Origin of the sequence: Bacillus sp. FSL K6-2431, assembly GCF_038005165.1 — a bacterium.
GTDB lineage: Bacteria > Bacillota > Bacilli > Bacillales > Bacillaceae > Bacillus > Bacillus pumilus.
The window spans coordinates 635,736-653,980 of record NZ_JBBOSQ010000001.1 but is presented as its reverse complement, the minus strand read 5'-3'; the positions used below and the strand labels follow the sequence as shown (position 1 = coordinate 653,980).

The 18,245-nt window shown below is 41.6% G+C and carries 22 protein-coding genes; 19 read left to right on the top strand and 3 right to left on the bottom strand.

What is annotated here, in order from left to right:
- Positions 1–115: 115 nt before the first annotated feature.
- The 8 genes from MHH40_RS03280 (at position 116) to coaD (ending at position 4,629) form a co-directional block, all read left to right on the top strand.
- Positions 116–1,159 carry a CAP domain-containing protein gene (locus MHH40_RS03280; protein ID WP_003212349.1) on the top strand — a complete coding sequence of 348 codons (1,044 nt, stop codon included), beginning with the start codon at positions 116–118 and terminating at the stop codon, positions 1,157–1,159.
- Positions 1,160–1,267: 108 nt separating this feature from the next.
- Positions 1,268–1,681, top strand: coding sequence for a YlbD family protein (locus MHH40_RS03275; protein WP_003212038.1), 414 nt, complete (start codon positions 1,268–1,270; stop codon positions 1,679–1,681).
- 19 nt (positions 1,682–1,700) lie between these two features.
- Positions 1,701–1,949, top strand: a complete 249-nt coding sequence (locus tag MHH40_RS03270) for a YlbE-like family protein (RefSeq protein ID WP_034619936.1) — start codon at positions 1,701–1,703, stop codon at positions 1,947–1,949.
- Between the two features lie 72 nt (positions 1,950–2,021).
- On the top strand, positions 2,022–2,429 hold the full coding sequence (locus MHH40_RS03265) for a hypothetical protein (RefSeq protein ID WP_050945107.1): 408 nt from the start codon (positions 2,022–2,024) through the stop codon (positions 2,427–2,429).
- Positions 2,430–2,486: 57 nt separating this feature from the next.
- Complete coding sequence (locus MHH40_RS03260) at positions 2,487–2,936, top strand: YlbF family regulator (protein WP_007499807.1); 450 nt, start codon at positions 2,487–2,489, stop codon at positions 2,934–2,936.
- Positions 2,937–3,002: 66 nt separating this feature from the next.
- Complete coding sequence (locus tag MHH40_RS03255; RefSeq protein WP_003212137.1) at positions 3,003–3,275, top strand: YlbG family protein; 273 nt, start codon at positions 3,003–3,005, stop codon at positions 3,273–3,275.
- Between the two features lie 310 nt (positions 3,276–3,585).
- On the top strand, positions 3,586–4,143 hold the full coding sequence (rsmD, locus tag MHH40_RS03250; protein WP_003211265.1) for a 16S rRNA (guanine(966)-N(2))-methyltransferase RsmD: 558 nt from the start codon (positions 3,586–3,588) through the stop codon (positions 4,141–4,143).
- A 3-nt stretch (positions 4,144–4,146) separates the two neighbouring features.
- On the top strand, positions 4,147–4,629 hold the full coding sequence (coaD, locus tag MHH40_RS03245; RefSeq protein WP_044142001.1) for a pantetheine-phosphate adenylyltransferase: 483 nt from the start codon (positions 4,147–4,149) through the stop codon (positions 4,627–4,629).
- A gap of 13 nt (positions 4,630–4,642) precedes the next feature.
- Here the strand turns inward: coaD and ylbJ are convergent, their stop codons facing one another.
- On the bottom strand, positions 4,643–5,851 hold the full coding sequence (ylbJ, locus tag MHH40_RS03240) for a sporulation integral membrane protein YlbJ (protein WP_003211685.1): 1,209 nt from the start codon (positions 5,849–5,851) through the stop codon (positions 4,643–4,645).
- A 158-nt stretch (positions 5,852–6,009) separates the two neighbouring features.
- Here ylbJ and MHH40_RS03235 point away from each other — a divergent pair, with 158 nt between their 5' ends.
- Together MHH40_RS03235 and MHH40_RS03230 are read left to right on the top strand one after the other, a co-directional pair.
- The gene (locus MHH40_RS03235) at positions 6,010–6,789 is read left to right on the top strand and encodes a patatin-like phospholipase family protein (protein ID WP_050945106.1); all 780 of its coding nucleotides are present in this window, start codon (positions 6,010–6,012) and stop codon (positions 6,787–6,789) included.
- Positions 6,790–6,793: 4 nt separating this feature from the next.
- On the top strand, positions 6,794–7,822 hold the full coding sequence (locus MHH40_RS03230; RefSeq protein ID WP_050945105.1) for a SepM family pheromone-processing serine protease: 1,029 nt from the start codon (positions 6,794–6,796) through the stop codon (positions 7,820–7,822).
- 38 nt (positions 7,823–7,860) lie between these two features.
- On the opposite strand, the gene MHH40_RS03225 is transcribed toward MHH40_RS03230, so the two are convergent.
- On the bottom strand, positions 7,861–9,105 hold the full coding sequence (locus tag MHH40_RS03225; protein WP_340900633.1) for a nucleotidyltransferase: 1,245 nt from the start codon (positions 9,103–9,105) through the stop codon (positions 7,861–7,863).
- Between the two features lie 206 nt (positions 9,106–9,311).
- Here MHH40_RS03225 and MHH40_RS03220 point away from each other — a divergent pair, with 206 nt between their 5' ends.
- From MHH40_RS03220 to gerR, 3 genes are all read left to right on the top strand, one after another.
- A complete protein-coding gene (locus MHH40_RS03220) occupies positions 9,312–9,830 on the top strand; it encodes a YceD family protein (protein WP_003210956.1) in 519 nt (172 codons plus the stop codon).
- 26 nt (positions 9,831–9,856) lie between these two features.
- Positions 9,857–10,030, top strand: a complete 174-nt coding sequence (gene rpmF / locus MHH40_RS03215) for a 50S ribosomal protein L32 (RefSeq protein ID WP_008354700.1) — start codon at positions 9,857–9,859, stop codon at positions 10,028–10,030.
- Between the two features lie 139 nt (positions 10,031–10,169).
- Entirely contained in the window at positions 10,170–10,709 is a 540-nt protein-coding gene (gene gerR / locus MHH40_RS03210) for a sporulation-specific transcriptional regulator GerR (RefSeq protein ID WP_050945104.1), read from the top strand.
- A gap of 46 nt (positions 10,710–10,755) precedes the next feature.
- On the opposite strand, the gene MHH40_RS03205 is transcribed toward gerR, so the two are convergent.
- Positions 10,756–11,235, bottom strand: coding sequence for an N-acetyltransferase (locus MHH40_RS03205; protein WP_003211702.1), 480 nt, complete (start codon positions 11,233–11,235; stop codon positions 10,756–10,758).
- Between the two features lie 209 nt (positions 11,236–11,444).
- Here MHH40_RS03205 and MHH40_RS03200 point away from each other — a divergent pair, with 209 nt between their 5' ends.
- From MHH40_RS03200 to MHH40_RS03175, 6 genes are all read left to right on the top strand, one after another.
- Positions 11,445–12,344, top strand: coding sequence for a 2-dehydropantoate 2-reductase (locus tag MHH40_RS03200; RefSeq protein ID WP_335353113.1), 900 nt, complete (start codon positions 11,445–11,447; stop codon positions 12,342–12,344).
- Between the two features lie 65 nt (positions 12,345–12,409).
- On the top strand, positions 12,410–14,029 hold the full coding sequence (bshC, locus tag MHH40_RS03195; RefSeq protein WP_340900632.1) for a bacillithiol biosynthesis cysteine-adding enzyme BshC: 1,620 nt from the start codon (positions 12,410–12,412) through the stop codon (positions 14,027–14,029).
- Between the two features lie 128 nt (positions 14,030–14,157).
- Positions 14,158–14,589 carry a division/cell wall cluster transcriptional repressor MraZ gene (gene mraZ / locus MHH40_RS03190; protein ID WP_003211163.1) on the top strand — a complete coding sequence of 144 codons (432 nt, stop codon included), beginning with the start codon at positions 14,158–14,160 and terminating at the stop codon, positions 14,587–14,589.
- 66 nt (positions 14,590–14,655) lie between these two features.
- Positions 14,656–15,588, top strand: a complete 933-nt coding sequence (rsmH, locus tag MHH40_RS03185) for a 16S rRNA (cytosine(1402)-N(4))-methyltransferase RsmH (RefSeq protein WP_003210993.1) — start codon at positions 14,656–14,658, stop codon at positions 15,586–15,588.
- A gap of 37 nt (positions 15,589–15,625) precedes the next feature.
- The gene (gene ftsL / locus MHH40_RS03180; RefSeq protein WP_044141994.1) at positions 15,626–15,973 is read left to right on the top strand and encodes a cell division protein FtsL; all 348 of its coding nucleotides are present in this window, start codon (positions 15,626–15,628) and stop codon (positions 15,971–15,973) included.
- Between the two features lie 7 nt (positions 15,974–15,980).
- On the top strand, positions 15,981–18,131 hold the full coding sequence (locus MHH40_RS03175) for a penicillin-binding protein (RefSeq protein ID WP_340901415.1): 2,151 nt from the start codon (positions 15,981–15,983) through the stop codon (positions 18,129–18,131).
- Positions 18,132–18,245 lie beyond the last annotated feature (114 nt).

The following is an 18,245-nucleotide window of genomic DNA, read 5'->3' as shown; positions in this document are numbered from 1 at the left end:
ATATTTTAAATTCGTGTTAAATAGGCTGTATTGTCGTTGATAAATAGAGCGAGTTTTGTTTAAATGACAGTAGAAGGTACTTTTTGTACCTTGCCAATTTAACGGAGGTGTTTATTTGAAAACTGTGCTCAAAACACTCCTCATCCTCCTGATTATATCTGGAACGTATGTTCTGTTTATTCAATATGGATCTTCACCAGAAAAAGAAAACAGCAATGAACCGAAGGTGTCTAATGAAGAAACATCTAGCGATAAGCCGATCAACATCCCTAAAAAGGGGCTCATGTCCTTTATGGGGAAATCTTCAAACGAAGTGCTTAAACAGCTGGGAGAACCAGATCGCATTGATCCTTCCGCATATGATTATGACTGGTGGATATACAATCAATCGAAGAAGCACTATATTCAAGTAGGGGTAAAGGATAGTAAAGTGGTGACATTGTTTGCAACAGGAGACGGGCTCAATGTTGAACCGTTTAAAATCGGTCAAGCCACAAGTGAGGTATTTAAAAAAACACAAATTGCACCTTACATTCATGTAGAGGATGAACAAAATTCATACCGCTTTGAATTCTCAGAAGATGATATGAATACAAGACCTACCGTGAAAGTGGACGATGATGTATATGTTCAGCTTTACATGGATAAGTTTGAAAGCACCCTTTCAAGTATCAGGGCGTTTAACGCAGATACATTTGTGAAACAAAAGCCATACGAAGTCGTCTATCGTGGTCAATTGATAGAACCAGAGGCAATATCGGGTGAAAAATGGAAAGAGATCGAAGCTTCCAGTCAAAAACAAATTTTTGATATGACCAATATTATTCGTCATAAGTACAAACTGCCGATCTTAAAGTGGGATGATGAAACCTCTGAAGTGGCATTCATGCATAGTGAGGACATGAAAGAGAATCATTATTTCTCCCATGAATCTAAAAAATACGGTACGCTGAAAGACCGATTAGAAAGAGGCGAGGTGGCATTTCAGCTCGCAGGTGAAAACATTGCCTATAATTATGTAGATGGACCTGCAGCGGTAGAAGGCTGGCTCAATAGTGAAGGTCATAGAAAGGCGTTATTAAATAAAGATTACACACACCTTGGCGTCGGTGTGAAAGAAAAATACTACACCCAAAACTTCATTAAAAAAACATCTTAAACGAAAGCAGCTGCACCATCGCAGCTGTTTTTTTGATTGAAAAAGAGGCTCACCAAAATAACTGCTGATGTATATAGTATAGTAGGCATTTGTATGGGGGGTGAGGATATGACAAACAAGCAAAAACAAACATCCATTGATGAATTTAAACAATTCGTCAGACGCCATCCGAAGTTAATTCAAGAAGTGCAAACGCAAGAAAAAAGCTGGCAAAGTGTATACGAAAATTGGGTCATGTTTGGTGAGGAAGATGAGATGTGGTCTCCTTACCGGCAAACGCAATCTGGAGACGTGAAAGAAGAAAAAGACTCTAAGCCAAGTGAAGCGGGAAAAGCCGATTTTATGTCTAAAATGGTTTCTGCTGTGAAAAAAATGGACGCTGATCAAATGAATGAACAAATCAACAAAATGAGCCAGTCTATTTCCTCTTTACAAAGCTTACTCGGACAATTTTCATCAAATGGCTCAAAGAAAGGTTCATCTGGAGGCAGTCAGCACCCATTCTCCTTCAGGAAAGATTAAGTGAAAGGGGATGCTTTTGGTGCGAAAAGAAGTACTGGAGTTTGTCATGGCCGAAGAGGATCGAATCAAATTCATCAGACAGCGTCCTCTCTGGTACAGACAGCTGACTCGACATCCTGATAAGCTATCGTCCTTTGAATTAGATAAAATGAATTTTTACGAAAAAACCATTCCTCATCGTGTGAGTCAGTTGAGTAACAGTGTCCAAATGGCTGAAATGATGATTCAAATGTTCCAAGCAATGCGCAATCAAAATGGAGCCGGATGAGGCTTTTTTGAGTTGATTAAGATGTCTATTTCCTGAGCATCCTATAAAAGTAGATGAAAGGAGAATCAGATGATGAAATGGATGCTGTCAATATGCGCATTGCTTTTTCTTGTCACCGGGTGTCAAAGTCAACATGAAGAGAAGCAAGTCATAAAGCAAGATCCAGCTGTACATGTGATGCAGCAAGCCCAAAGCGAAATGAAGCAGCAAGGTTTTTTAAAATACAAAGTGCAGGGGTCTTCTGTTTATATAGAAAGTACACTGCAAGATTTTCATCTTGAGCCTACGCGACTAAAAAAGGATGAGAAGGCGGGATATTTTACAGTGTATGTAGACGGAAAACGTGCAGGCAATGAATATACTGCTGCATTTGTGGTCAAGCATCTCTCAAAAGGAAAGCATAAAATGACCGTTGTGCTCAATTCTCGTCATCCAGAATATAGGCAGAAAAGAGAGACATGGGATGTATTTGTGACGTAAAAGCATTTTCTGATCCATAGGTTTCGTGGTAAACTATGAATTGGAGGTGCATCATTTATGTATGCGACAATCGAATCTGTGGAGCTCCAAGAGGAAGCGAATCAATTGGCTGCCATGATTCTTCAGTCGGAGGAGGCTGAACATTACCGCAACTGCTTTAAGCGTCTCCAGCAAGACGAAGAAGCCCAACAAATTATTGCCCATTTTACAAAAGTAAAAGAGCAATATGAGGATGTGCAGCGGTTCGGCAAATACCATCCGGACTATAGAACGATCTCAAAGGAAATGCGTGAGGTCAAAAGAAAGTTAGATCTTCACGATACAGTGGTTGATTTCAAAAAAGCAGAAACAGCGATTCAATCCATCTTAGATGAGATTAGTATTGAAATCGGTCAAGCTGTATCAGCATATATCAAAGTTCCAACAGGGAACCCATATTTTGATGGTCTATCATCATGCGGCGGTGGCTGTGGATCTGGTGGCAGCTGTGGCTGTAAAGTATCTTGACGAGACTTGAATGTCTCGTCTTTTACATAATGACTGAAAAGAATTGAAAAAGCGGCAGGTGAAAAGATGGAAACCAAACGTCAAGGGATGGTCGTTTGGCTGCATTCGTTAAAGCAGTCAAAGGCGCTAAGAAAATTTGGAAATGTTCACTATATTTCACGGAAAATGAAATATGCAGTGATCTATTGTGATATGAATGATCTCGAGCGCCATATGGCTAAGCTCAGCTCATTGCCATTTGTGAAACGTGTTGAGCCTTCATATAAACCCTTTATTAAATTAGAGTACGAATCCAAATTGGACAAAGCAAAAGAGTATGATTATAAAGTGGGCTTTTAAAGACACAAAAAAACCCCCGCGGCATCACCCGCGGGGTCCTTCTATTCTTAATGATTCATTAAGGAGAAGGCAAAGGGAGAGGAGAAACCGGAGGAAGAACTTATGGGGAAACGTAAGTCTTCTCCGCGGTTGGCAACAGCACCACATCAGATGCTGTTATAAGTAGTATGACCCCGCTTTCCTTGATCTATACATAGTAAATGAATGAAAGTCCGCGCATTGTCCCCTGCGGAGTGTTGTGGTAAGATAATGTTGGATTTTTTGTCATACACAATAACCAATAGAAGCAAGCAGAAAAAGTGGTGGAAAAATGAGAGTCATCTCTGGAACGAGAAAAGGCCGCACACTTAAAGCGGTACCAGGTCAATCAACAAGACCGACGACAGATAAAGTAAAAGAATCGATATTTAATATGATCGGCCCGTATTTTGATGGCGGATGGGCCCTTGATTTATTTGCGGGAAGCGGTGGTTTAGGGATTGAAGCGCTTTCTAGAGGATTCGATCATTGCATATTCGTTGATCGAGATATGAAGGCGATTCAAACGATCAAAGGAAACCTCAATCAATTGGAGCTGATTGATCAAAGTGAAGTGTTTCGAAACGAGGCAAAGCGTGCACTTGCAGCCGTTGTGAAACGAGAGGAATCCTTTCAAGCGATCTTTCTTGATCCGCCTTACAAAGATCAACAGCTAAAAGCACTTCTTGACATGATTGACGAGCATGCCTTATTAACAGATGACGGCGTGATCGTGTGTGAGCATGATAAGGACGTTATACTGCCAGAGGAAGCTGGACAGCTTTACATATCAAGACAGGAACTGTACGGGTTGACTGGTATTACGATCTATAGAAAGCGGGGAAATTAAAGCATGGGGAACATAGCCGTTTGTCCGGGTAGCTTCGATCCAGTCACATTGGGCCATTTGGATATCATCAAAAGAGGTGCAAAGATCTTTGATGAAGTGTATGTATGTGTACTAAATAACTCATCCAAGAAACCGTTATTTACCGTTGAAGAACGGTGTGAGCTCATTCGCCAAGCGACGAAGGATCTGCCAAATATCAAAGTCGAATCCTTTCACGGTCTGCTTGTTGATTATGCGAAACAAAAAGAAGCCAAAGTCATTTTACGCGGATTAAGAGCTGTGACAGACTTTGAATATGAAATGCAGGGCACATCAATGAATAAAGTGTTAAATGATGACATTGAAACGTTTTTCATGATGACCAACAATCAGTATTCCTTCTTAAGCTCAAGCATTGTCAAAGAAGTAGCGAAATATGATGGTTCAGTCAAAGACCTTGTGCCAAAAGAGGTAGAAGAAGCGCTGATAGAAAAATTTAAAGGATGAGTGCACTGTGCACTCATCCTTTTTTTAATTTCTGATAGTATAGCGCCGTATACAAGATCAAGCTGCATAGCGTGATCAAAGGGCCAGCTGTCACAAGCTGATTCCAAAGCACACTGCTGTACATGACGACCTGCTGGCTTGCTTCAAAGGCACCTGCTGGGAGAGCCATGTCAGATCGAGAGACATAAAGAGGCTTGAACAATAAGAAGGCAAAAACAGCTGCATAAATCCCGTGAAGCAAACGAGCGAAGAAAAACGGTTTAAAGCGTATATCTGTTGCCGCCAGAATGCCAGCGACCTGAGCTTGAACAGAAAACCCGCTGAATCCTAATATAAAGCTGACGACAATCGTTTTAGCAAGAAGGGTGACTTCCTGTGACCCTGTCAGCTGACTTCCTAATGTGATTTCAAATAAACCGGCAATCATCGCAAGATCTAATTCTGGCGGAAGGTGCATCGTTTGCAGCATATATCCGATCCCTATGGATAAGAGATCCGTCACATGAACAACTGACAGCATTTTGCTAAACACAGAAAATAAGATAATAAAGCCGCCAATCATAAAGAGTGTTTGGACTGATGACATGACCGCATCACTTAAAATTTGGCCGAGCGGTCTTTTCTCTGCGAGTCTTGCTGTATGAAGAGCGCTGAATGCCTCTTGAAACGGTGGGAATAAAATTTGCTTACGGCTTCTCAGATGTGCATCATGCCGTGCTTTATATCCTCGCATCGTCACCCCAACAGCGAGATTCCCTAAATAATGTGCGCAGGCCAAAACAATTCCTAAAGCTGGATGATGAAAAAAACCAACAGCCACCGCACCGAAAATAAACAATGGGTTCGATGAATTTGTAAAAGAAACGAGGCGCTCTGCTTCGATTTGTGTCAGTTGTCCTTCTTGCCTGAGTCTTGTGGTTAATTTCGCACCAGAAGGAAAGCCTGATGCCATTCCCATCGCTAGGACAAATCCGCCTACACCAGGCACTCGAAAGATGGGGCGCATAAATGGCTCTAATAATACCCCGACAAATCTGACAATCCCGAAACTAATTAATAGCTCGGACAAAATAAAAAAAGGAAGCAATGATGGAAATACAACCTCCCACCACATTGCAAGTCCATTTTTAGACGCTTGCAAAGAGGCTTGTGGATGTGTAATCACAGTGGCTGTTAAAAAGATAAAAAAAGCAGCGATGAACAGAGTGTTCCATTTTTTCATGGAGATTTCGCCCCTTGCCGTTATGATCTATTGGCGAGCTCGTGATCAAAAAAGAAAGAAACTAGCCGAGCCTGTCTTCTATTACTATACGAGCAGAAGGGGCATGTTTAGACCAATAGATTCGTATATATGCATAGAAAAGAGGAGGGTGGATTTTCATGAGGCGACCAGTCATCGGGCTTGCGTTAGGCTCTGGGGGTGCGAGGGGAATGGCACATATCGGAGTTTTATCTAGTCTTGAGAAACAAGGTATTCAGGTAGATATGATTGCTGGCAGCAGTATTGGCGCACTTGTTGGGAGCTTTTATGCGGCAGGACAGGACGTAGAAAAAATGAAAAAACTTGCACTTGTCTTCAGAAAAAAGTATTATGCTGACTATACACTGCCAAAAATCGGTCTTTTAAAAGGAAATCGAATTTTGCAGCTGATTCACACGTTTACATATGGGAAAAAATTCGAAGAATTAAAAATGCCCCTTGCAGTGGTTGCCTGTGACCTCGAGACAGGGGAGAAGGTCGTGTTTAAAAAAGGGTCTGTCTCACAAGCAGTCAGAGCAAGCATCAGCATTCCGGGCGTGTTTGTTCCTCATGAAATGGGCGGCAGACAGCTAGTGGATGGAGCGGTTGTGGACCGCATTCCTGTGTCTGTTTTAAAAGATATGGGCGCAGACCTCATTATCGCCTCTGATGTATCAAGGGTGAAAAAAACAGAAAAGGCGACGAGATTATCGGATGTGATTATGCAAAGTTTGGACATCCTTCAAAATGAATTGGTCCGTCATCAAACCATTCACGCTGATGTCATGATCCGGCCGAGGCTTGAAACATTTAGCTCGAGTGCGTTCGTGCAGGTGCAGGAGATGATTGAAGCAGGTGAGCTTGCCGCAGATCAACTAACAGGTACACTGAAAGATGTCATTGATAAATGGGAGTGTTAATCGAATGAAAAAATTAAATATTCGCTGGCTCAGCTTTTTTGTCGTTATCCTTGTATTATGTGGCTTAACCTTTGTCAAACTGCCATATTACGTGACAAAGCCGGGTGATGCAACCGAGATTGCTCCCCACATTCAAGTAGACGGCGGATATGGCGAGAAGGGCAGCTTCTCTCTTATGACAATTAAAGTAGGTCCAGCCAATCCGTATACGTATTTGCTTGCGAAAATGAATAAATATGATGAAATCGTCCCAGAAGAAAATATTAAAGCGGACGGGGAGTCGGATCAAGATTATATGAAACGGCAGCTGCAGCTGATGAAAAGCTCGCAAGAAAATGCCATGATTGCAGCATATACAAAAGCAGGTAAAAAAGTAGATTATACGTTTAACGGCGTATATGCAAGCTACGTGATGAAAGGAATGCCTGCTTACGGCAAAATTGAAGTGGGCGACCGAATTAAAAGCGTTGATGGCAAGACCTATGATTCTGCTGATAAAATGGTTTCGTATATCAGCAGCAAAAAAGCAGGTACATCTGTCCGTTTTGTCCTTGAACGAAATGGCAAAGACATGACGGAGAAAGTGACGTTAAAACCATTTAAAGAAGAGCCGAATCGAGTTGGAATTGGCGTATCATTATTTACAGACCGAAATGTGAAAGTCTCACCTTCTATTAAGGTGGATATCGAAAATATCGGCGGCCCATCAGCAGGTCTTATGATGTCACTTGAAATTTATAACCAGCTGACAAAAGAAGACGAAACACATGGCTATGCGATTGCAGGAACGGGAACGATTGACGCCGATGGAACGGTCGGTCCAATTGGCGGAATCGATCAAAAGGTCGTGGCGGCAGATAAAGCAGGAAAAGATATATTCTTTGCACCGAATGATAAAGGTGATCCAAATTCAGACTATAGAAATGCTGTCAAAACAGCGAAAGATATTAAAAGTGATATGAAAATTGTGCCTGTAGATACAATGCAAGATGCCCTGAACTATTTAAACAAATTAAAAGAGAAAGCATCTTAATCAAAAAAGAGCAGCCTTCCGCAAGGCTGCTTTTTTTGCTAAGACTGGAAGAGACCAGTCTCTTCATCATATCGGATCGGTGACGTTTTAAATTCCGCTTCCGTTAAGTTCGTTTGCATCGGCTCACTAACGGGCAGGCTGAAGACGCGGGATGCGCGAATATCAAGATCAAGTGCGGGATGTGAAAAGGCAGACAGCTTACTGACGAGCGGCACGTCCAATTCTTTTTTCACAAGAGATAAATATTGCTGCCCTTTCTTTGACATACCAAGTAAACGAATATAAGGCGCTTTTTTCTCTTTCAGCAGCTCATGCATGGCACTCTTTTTCACCCTCATTAAGAGATGTGTGTTCATCCGTTGCAGCCTTGTCCACGTATAGCGTTTTGTTTTAACAAGTGATAGATATTCCTCGTAGGAGGACGCATGTGTAATCGCCTTTTGCATGCGGTGTTCGATGCCTTCTTCGATTTCATAGATGCCTTCTAGTTCTGCCGTATCCATTGTGTGAAAAACGTGTTTTAAGAAGCTAAAGTAGGCTTCTTGTGTATGTAGAAGACCATATGAAGAATGATAGTCATGTAATTGCTTGAGCGTAGCTTCTGGGAGATAAGGGGCGACTGTTTCAAATGTACCATGATCTTTTAACGCTTTTCGTATACTTGTTGCGCTTGCGATTTTCTGATTTTCAGGTAGTTCTTCATCATGATAACCAGATGAAATCCTTTGAGAGGTAAAGGGCTGCATGTGAGGGGATCTCTCCAAGATGGCTTTGACATAATGGAAACCTAAAATGTTATTGGGCAGAGACAGATTCAGTAAGTGCTTAGGATCAATCACCTCTTGAAACGCAGCAGCAGCAGCAGTTGGATAACTAAGGCCCTCTTTTACTTTTCCTTTTGTGAAAAGGTCAATTTCTTCTTTTTTCTCATGCCAAGCACGAGCTGTTCGCTCGAATGCTTTGATGTCACCATCCTCGCTGCCGAAAAAAAGGGAGCGGCATTTTAAAGCATCTAGAATCGCCACAGCACCGTTTGCAAAGGTTTCTGCCTTTTGCACTGCGTATATGTATGGAAGCTCACACACAATGTCTACACCGTTTTGCAGTGCCATTTTTGTCCGCGCCCATTTTGAGACGATGGCAGGCTCACCGCGCTGGAGGAAGGAACCGCTCATGACGGCAATGGCAACATCTGAGGAGGTATGTGTTTTCGCCTGACGAACATGATAGGCATGTCCATAATGAAATGGATTATACTCGACAACGACTCCTGTTGCTTTCAATAGATGTTCCGCCTTTCTTGCTATGGTTAAATGGTCTATGCTACAGTAGCATAAGGGAAAAATGAAGCCCATTTTTTTCAGTGTAGGCATTCCGAGAACTGATGTCAAACAACGCTCTGACATCACAAAGGACTGTAAAGAAAAAATATTGACAAATAACATGAGGAAAGCTATAATCATGTTTGTTGCTCTTAGAGGTGATACAATTGAAATGGACAGTTTATCAGTTACATCAAAAAGCTAAAAACAGCTTCGATTTTCATGAGACGGTTGACTTAAATGAACTTACTAGCCTTCATTCAGATATACGTCGCATTTCACCGGTAGAGGTGAAAGGGACTGGAGTGATCGAATCAAAGCAAGTCGCATTTGATTTAACCATCACAGGTGAAATGACATTGCCTTGTTCAAGAACGCTTGTTGATGTAAATTATCCATTTGCGATTTCAACGAAAGAACTATTTGTACTTCATAAGACAGACGACATAGAAGATGAAGACGTTTCTATTGTAGAAGACGACATCATCGACTTAACGCCTTTAGTCAAGGAAGAAATTCTTCTTGAAGTGCCGATGCAAATCTTTTGCGACCAAACGGACGTAAAAGGTGCTGCACCACAAGAAGGGAATGACTGGGCGGTCATTTCGGAAGATGCACATCAAAACCGAATTGATCCGCGTCTGGAAGGCTTGAAGAAGCTCTTAGAAGAAAATAATGAATCTTAACTTAACTCTTTAAGGAGGTGGGAATAATGGCTGTACCTTTTAGAAGAACTTCTAAAATGAAAAAAAGATTGCGTCGTACGCATTTCAAACTACAAGTACCTGGTATGGTAGCTTGCCCAGAATGCGGTGAAATGAAAATTTCTCATCGTGTCTGCAAATCTTGCGGAACATACAAAGGCAAAGACGTAAAAAGCAACTAATGCTTGATAAAAAAACGTGAGGGAATTCTTCCCTTGCGTTTTTTTATTTGTCTATTTTTTAGGTTTCTCCCCTGCAAATAGTCTATCTACTCTAGTAGGCGCATATGATGTGGTATTCAGATTCAGGGGGGATGATCAATTGACGATTACAAGGCAGGACGCATGGACACAGGATGAAGATTTACTTTTAGCAGAAGTTGTCTTAAGGCACATTCGAGACGGAGGAACGCAGCTTTCCGCATTTGAGGAAGTCGGGAAAGCATTGTCAAGAACAGCGGCAGCATGTGGTTTCAGGTGGAACTCATACGTTAGAAAACAATATCAGGCAGGCATAGAGCTGGCAAAAAAACAGCGGAAAGAATTGCGCAAAAAAATAGGTATTCATTCCTCTGGTTTACCACAGCATGCGTTAACCATAGAAGAGAAGACTACTTCAAATCAGGCTGAATTGACCCTTCGAGAAGTGATTCAGTTTTTAGAGCAGCTTGAAAAAGAACCTGATGGACCTACTCATTTACGCGAAGAACTGGCAGATGCACAGCATCAATTGAAGTCACTTACAGAAGAAAATGAACACTTAAAGCGGCAATTAAAAATGACAGAAGAAGATTACCGGGCACTCATAGGTATTGTTGAAAGAGTCAAACAGAATATCAGCTTAAAAGAATATGCTAAATAAAGAGACGCCCCTCACAGAGAAAGGAGGGGCGTTTTGTGATCAGCCTTTAAGCGGATTCACCTGTATTTTTTTGAATATGTGCGGGCTCCCAGATGAGTGGATTTTCACCCTTATCGCGCTCCATATCATATTTGACTGCTTCAAAGCCCATTTTATCCCAAAAACCAGCAGATTTGACGCGCGGATTGGTCCGAATTGGCAATCCGAACGATTTAGCGAATTCAACAAGTGCTTCGCCGTACCCTTTGCGCTGATACCCAGGAAGCACTTCCAGCTTCCACAGCTCTAAATAATCATGGTTGTGGTTAAAATACGTTGTCGTTGAGCCGTCCACTTGATAAAGGCTCATACGTGCCACTAGCTTATCTCCAAAATAAATCCCATAAAATGGAGAGTTGCTGTCATTTTCAATCATATTGCTTTCAAGGTCTTCGAGCATGGATAGCTCTTGTATGCCGTATTCCTTAAATTGTTTAAATTCCTCTAACGTTTTGTAATTAATTAGAAGTCGTTTTACTTGTGCCATATGATCTTCCCCCTTACACACATAATGTCGACAGTGATGTCATTGAAGGCGTTTTCATCCCACCCGCCTCAAAAAGTTTTTACACTTATTATTATAGTTTTTAAATTAAAAAAATTCAATCATAGCGCGCCATCTGCTTTTTGCATCACGACATGAACCTGTTAAAATAGTTGATATCATGAAGTAAACGAAAAAGGGATGTGCGGCAGTTGAATATTGGAATCATTGGCGGCGGTGCGATTGGTCTGCTTTGTGCTAGTTATTTAACGCAGCATCATGACGTCACAGTCTTTACAAGAAGAAACGAACAGGCAGAAGAGATTCGAGCAGTAGGCATTGAGCGAACAGTAAAAGGAGAAACATGCCAGGTGGCTGTTCATGCACAGACAGGAATAACAGGAGAATTTGATTTGCTCATCGTGACAGTGAAATATCATCATTTGCAAGATGTACTTGGTGAACTATCGACATTACCTCCTCATCGTATCTTATTCTTACAGAACGGAATGGCTCACTTATTAGATTTGGAGAATTGGAAAACGGGACATTCATTATACATAGGTGTGGTAGAGCACGGAGCTATGAAGATGTCAGATCATGCAGTGAACCATACAGGTATCGGTGTCATCAAGTGGGGGGCATTTCAGCATGAGGAAGCAGCTGATATAAAAAAAGCATTGAATGAGACATCATCTCATTTTCAGATGATCTATACGGATGAATGGAAAAAGGTGTTGGAGGAAAAACTGCTTGTCAATGTCTGTATTAATCCACTCACGGCTTTGCTGCATGTGAGAAACGGGGAATTGATCGCAAACCCTTCATATGAATACATGATGAAATGTGCATTCGAAGAAGCAGTTTCCATCTTGGGCTTACATGAAAAAGAGCGGCTCTGGTCTTATGTAGTCTCTGTTTGTGAGAAAACGGCTGAGAATCAGTCGTCTATGCTTCAAGATATAGTGAAAGGCCGCCAAACCGAAAGAAAAGCCATCCTTGGCTATCTTTTAAAAAAGGCTCAAGCTCACAGCGTTGCGGCGCCACATCTCACTTTCTTTGATCGAAGCTTGGAAGTATTGGAAAAAAAGCAAACAAAATCTTTTGAGTGAGCTCATTTACATGCTATACTTTTTTCGGGAAACTAACTATTTATTGAAGAAAGGAAGTTCTAAACATGCAATTGACTGAACTTTCCATCCGAAGTCAGAATTTATTCATACGTGATTATATAGAAGAAAAAAAAGAGATGACGACTTTTTTTGATTATGATATACATTCTGAGCACACATGGAAAAAGAGATACGACGATCTCATGGAAATGAGCTTCCCGCGCGAGGCTTTAGCGGATTATATGAGCGCGTACCACGCAAAGTTTGAATCGAAAGCGATGCGCCAGAACATTGAAAAGATCCGTGATGAACGGAGTGTCATGGTGGTCGGAGGACAGCAGGCTGGTCTATTAACAGGACCGCTTTATACCATACATAAAATCATATCCATCATTCAGTTTGCAAAAGAAAAAGAAACAGAGCTTGGCGTCCCGGTGATTCCGGTCTTTTGGGTAGCCGGTGAGGATCATGACGTAGATGAAATTAATTTTGTGTACACATCTGGCGAAAAAGGGCCAGTGAAACAAAAGCTGTCATTACATAACGTCAAAAAAGCGGCTGCGAAAAGAATCCCGCTTGATCAAGAAAAAACCGAGACATGGCTCCGTGATGTGTTTTCAACGTATGAAGAATCTGCATACACCAATGACTTGTTTGATCAGCTTCTTCGATGTTTACGCAAATCACAAACGTTTACTGATTTCTTTGAATGGATTGTATGTGACCTCTTTGAAGAGGATGGACTGCTTTTATTTAATTCGGGTGACTTAGGTGTCAAACCACTCGAGCGTGCGTTATTCAAGCACATTGTCGAGACAAATGATGCAGTTACTGCTCGCTTAAATGAATCGCAGGCTGCTATGAAACGAGCAGGATATCAGCCAATTATTGAAGCTGGTGACAATCAGGCGAATCTGTTTTACGAATATGATGAGGAACGTTTCCTGATTGAAAAAGAGAACGGCCGGTTTTCTATATCAGAAGTGGGGCTTACGTGGACGAAGGAAGAGCTTTTGCAGGAAGTGGAGGAGCACCCAGAACGTTTTAGCAACAATGTGGTGACGCGTCCCTTGATGCAGGAAACCCTTCTCCCGACACTTGCCTTTATGGCAGGACACGGTGAGGTTAACTATTGGGGGGAGCTGAAAGGAATCTTTGAGCATTTTAAATTAAAGATGGCGCCTGTTCTTCCAAGACTGCATGTAACCCTTCTTGAAAGGCACATCGACAAGAAACTGTCAGTTAGAGAACTGTCGGTAGAAGAAGTGCTGACAAATGGAGTGAAAGAAAAGAAAGAAGCGCACTTTCAGCAAAGTCTTCCAGACAGCTTTGTTCAAGCGGTTCAACACGCCAAACGTGAATTAGCAAATGCTCATGACGTGATGAGACAAGAAGCACTGGAGATTGAGCCAAACTTCGAGCAGCTGCTAGATAAAAATGCCAAATTTATTGAAGACCAGCTTCAATTTGTTTATCAAAAGGTTGCGCAGCGTGTGGAAGAGAAGGAAGGATATATCCTTCGGGACTTTGAACGGATTGAAAATAGTTTAAAACCACTAGATGCTCCGCAAGAAAGAATTTGGAATATCATGTACTTTTTAAACAAATATGGTCCAGAATTCTTCAAAACATTCAAAAATATGCCATTTTCATTTCAAAACAAGCAACAAATTGTCAAACTTTGAAATAAAGTTTTAATGAACCCTGACTAGTTCAGGGTTTTTTTTTATGTAGAAACAGTGTAGAATAAGTTTTGTGGAGAGAAGTGGTGGATAGTGGAGAGTATGGGTGAGAAAGTGGGGCTCTGATTATCATGTTCATGGGTGAATACCAACATACGATTGATACAAAAGGGCGCATGATCATCCCTGCTAAATTTAGAGACGGTCTCGGAGAACAGTTTGTGCTGACGAGAGGGCTTGATCAATGTTTATTTGGCTACCCTATGAGTGAGTGGAAACTAATCGAAGAGAAACTCAAAGCACTACCGCTAACGAAAAAAGATGCACGTGCGTTTACCCGGTTCTTCTTCTCTGGCGCAGTCGAATGCGATCTGGACAAGCAGGGGCGTATTAACATCGCATCAAACCTACTCCAATATGCAAAACTCGAAAAAGAATGTGTGGTCATCGGCGTTTCAAATCGAATTGAGTTGTGGAGTAAGTCGATCTGGGAACAATATACAGAAGAGCAAGAAGATTCTTTTGCTGAAATTGCTGAAAACATGATTGGATTTGATATATAATAATCCCTTGTGCAGCAAGCTTTCTACACATTCATTTCTATTTGAAAAAGGTGGGACCATAACATCATGTTTCAACATGAGACAGTATTATTAAAAGAAACAGTTGACGGTTTAAACGTAAAAGAAGACGGTACATATGTGGACTGCACGCTAGGCGGAGCAGGTCATAGCTCATATTTACTATCTCAATTATCAGAAAAAGGAACATTGATTGGATTTGACCAAGACGATGCTGCACTGGATCATGCACGAGAGAAGCTCGCGGATTCTAAAGCGAACATTCTTTTCATAAAAAGCAACTTCCGATATTTAAAAGAACGTCTGAATGAACAAGGTATTACAAGCGTAGACGGTGTGATTTTTGACCTTGGGGTATCATCTCCTCAGCTCGACACACCAGAGAGAGGCTTTAGTTATCACCATGATGCACCTCTTGACATGCGAATGGATCAATCAGCCGCATTGTCGGCAAAAAAAGTGGTGAATGAATGGCCATTTGAAGATCTAGTTCGGATTTTCTACAAATATGGGGAAGAAAAGTTCAGCAAGCAAATCGCACGCAAAATTGAAGAAGCAAGAAAAAAAGCGCCAATTGAAACAACGGGTGAGCTTGTCGACATTATCAAAGAAGGAATTCCGGCACCTGCAAGACGAACTGGCGGACATCCAGCGAAAAGAGTGTTTCAAGCGATCCGAATTGCCGTAAATGATGAATTGAAAGTATTTGAAGAAGCACTAGAACAAGCAATAGAGTTACTCAATCCGAAGGGGAGAATTTCTGTCATTACATTCCATTCACTTGAAGACCGGATTTGTAAAAGTACATTTAGAGAAATGTCTTCTCTTCCAGAACTTCCGCACGGACTACCAGTGATTCCAGAAGGACTTGAACCAAAGCTGAAGCTGATCACGAGAAAACCGATCGTTGCATCAGAACAAGAGCTGGAACATAACAACCGTGCCCGTTCAGCGAAGCTCCGAATTGCAGAAAAAAAGTAAAACGACACCATAGATGATGATAAAAAGGAGGTTTCTTATGAGTAATTTGGCTTATCAAAGAGAAGTGAAGCAACATCAAACAGAGCAGCAAGGCCAATCGGTTGTCATTAAAAGAAGAGGTTCTATCACACTTGGTGAAAAAATCTTACTTGTCATGTTTGTCATGGCTCTTATGTGCAGCTCGATTCTCATCATTTCTAAAGCTTTTGCTGTCTATCACGCCAATATCGAAGTGCAGAAGCTAGAACAGCAAGTATCTTTAGAATCGAAGAAGATCACTGAGCTACAAAAGGAAAAAGACTTGCTGAGTGAACCAGAAAGAATCATTGATGCCGCAAAAAAAGCAGGCTTAACTATTTCGAAAGATGTTAAGAAGGTCGATTAACATGGCGATGCCTAAAAAGAATAAAATGATGAACAGAGGCGCGGCAATTGCGAGTATTTGCTTCGCCCTGTTTTTCTTTATCATCCTAGCACGTTTTATCTATATTCAAATTACAGGAACGGTTGATGGACAAGTATTGGCTGCCAAGGCAAATGAACAATATCAATCGAAGAAAACACTTGAAGCAAAAAGAGGATCTATTTTAGACCGGAATGGAAATGTGATCGCTGAGGATACATCTGTGTATAAGCTCATTGCAGTCATGAGCAAGAAAATGACAGTTGACCCTAAGCATCCAATGCATGTCGTCGATAAAGAAAAGACGGCAAAAGAGCTCTCGAAAGTCATCGATATGAGTGAAAGCGAAATTTTAAAGCGTCTCAATACAAAAGATGCATTCCAAGTGGAGTTTGGTAAAGCGGGGAAGGATATTAGTTTTTCAACGAAGGAAAAAATTGAAAAGCTAAAGCTTCCAGGTGTTGCTTTTGAAAAAGACACGAAGCGATATTATCCTAACGGCATGTTTGCTTCTAACCTAATCGGTTATGCCAGATTAAATGAGGCGACAAAGGACATGTCAGGTGCAATGGGACTTGAGAAGGCACTGAACAAATTTTTAAAAGAAAAAGACGGCTATGTGACATATAACAGTGACAGAAGCGGATGGGCCTTACCGAATAGTAAAGAAGACATTGTCGCCCCGAAAGACGGGAAAAATGTCACGCTGACCATCGATCAGAAAATTCAAGCGTTTCTTGAAGAAAGTATGACGCAGGTTGCCAAAAAGTATAAGCCGAAGAAAATCATTGCCACAGTCGTTGATCCGAAAACTGGGAAGGTTCTCGCGATGGGGCAGCGGCCAAGCTTTAATTTAAATGAACTAGACATTACGAATTATAACAATGATGTGATTTCATATGCGTTTGAACCAGGTTCAACGATGAAGATCTTTACCCTCGCTGCGGCGATCCAAGAAGGGGTCTACCAAGGCAATGACAAATATCAATCTGGTACTTATAAAGTAGGCGGCGGCCTTGTGCGAGACCACAACAACGGAAATGGCTGGGGGAAAATTGACTTTCATCAAGGAGTTCTTCGCTCGTCAAATGTGGCCTTTGCAAAGCTTGCAAAAGAAAAACTAGGCTTCACACGCTACGAACAATATTTGCAGAAGTTCCATTTCTATGACAAAACGGGGATTGACTTGCCGAACGAAGCGTCTAGTAAAATCAATTATAGATATGAATATGACAAAGCATCGACAGCTTATGGTCAAGCATCAGCCATCACACCGATTCAACAAATCGAAGCAGCCACTGCGATAGCAAACGGCGGAACAATGATGAAGCCATATGTCATTGACCATATTACAGACCCGAACACAAACAAAACGATTTTGCAGCACGAACCAACAGCGGCAGGAAAACCGATTTCATCTGATACAGCGAAGCAAGTTCGTGACATTTTAGGTGAGGTTGTTTCCTCGAAAATTGGAACAGGTCAGCCTTATCAAATCAAAGGCTTCGACGTTGCTGGAAAAACAGGAACGGGACAAATTGGCGGTGCCGGCGGTTACCTCCAAGGAAGAAACGATTACGTCTTTTCATTTATGGGAATGGCGCCAAAAGATGATCCGAAGCTACTTGTTTATGTGGCTGTCCAGCAGCCGCAGCTGTCTGAAACAGAAACGGGGTCAGCTCCGGTTTCTCAAATCTTTAACCCTGTCATGAAAAATAGTTTGCTATATTTAAATATTGCACCAACAAAAACAGACGATAAGAAATCAGGCGAACAAAAAGTGAAACAAGAAACGATGCCTTCATTCCTGGACTTAGAAGTGAAGCAGGCAGAAACAGAAGTCAAAAATAAACAATTAACACCTGTTGTCATCGGCGACGGTCTGTCCATTAAACGCCAGTGGCCGAGTGCGGGCTCTGAATTCTCTGAAAGCCAGAAAGTCTTCTTGAAAACAGCAGGGAAAACCATTAAGATGCCTGATATGACAGGCTGGTCCAGAAGAGAAGTCCTTCAATATGCTTCGATTGCCGGTGTGCATATAGAAACAAATGGACAAGGCTATGCTGTGAAACAAAGTGTCAAAAGTGGAGCGGAGATTTCAGACAAAGTCGTCACTGTGACATTTAAAAGCCCAAATTAACTGTAAACCTAGCAAATCACTTGCTAGGTTTTTTCTTTTGCTCCAGCAGAATATCACGGTGCGTTCTACAAAAGGACGGGCCTGCATATGATGAAAACAAGCCATATGTAAGGA